This window comes from Bifidobacterium pullorum subsp. saeculare (assembly GCF_016899725.1).
Taxonomy (GTDB): domain Bacteria; phylum Actinomycetota; class Actinomycetes; order Actinomycetales; family Bifidobacteriaceae; genus Bifidobacterium; species Bifidobacterium pullorum_C.
This window is the reverse complement of the sequence record NZ_JACLYU010000105.1, coordinates 1-547: the sequence shown is the minus strand read 5'-3', so window position 1 is coordinate 547 and position 547 is coordinate 1. Positions and strand designations below refer to the sequence as shown.

Genomic DNA, 547 nt, shown 5'->3' with positions numbered 1-547 from the left:
ATTAAAGCGACCCCGGTAGCACGTGAAATCGCTGACAAGCGGATAGAAGTAGCGACGTCCGTATAAGCCCTCGGCAGCGAGCGCATCCAACACCTCATCACGCGTCGCTCCGAAATCGTCCTCAAAGAACACAGGGAAGTAGGCGTGGTTGCATCGAACGCCAAGCTGATGGTCAATCAGTGTCAGGCCCTTCACGCCAACGAGATGTATGCGATAGCGCTCCTCTACGCGAGCGCGGGCGGCGATCTCGTCATCCACATGCCGTAGGTTGCACAGACCCATTGCTGCGCAGAACTCGTTCATCTTGGCGTTGCCACCTACCAGCTCAGCATCTTCGGAACCGCAGATACCGAAGTTCTTGAGCCGCTGGAGCTTATCGCGCAAGCCATCGTCAGAAAAGCAGACCGCACCCCCTTCGATGGTGTTGAACACCTTCGTAGCATGAAACGAGAACATGCTCGCATCGCCAAACGTTCCAATCGGGACACCGTCCTTCGTAACCCCGAATGCATGAGCGGCGTCGTAGATGACGGTGAGGCCATGACGA

Annotated in this window: 1 protein-coding gene; it reads right to left on the bottom strand. The window is 56.5% G+C overall.

The features are described from left to right. On the bottom strand, positions 1–547 hold a 547-nt coding region (locus tag H7U32_RS09685), incomplete at both ends, for a DegT/DnrJ/EryC1/StrS family aminotransferase (protein ID WP_204469839.1).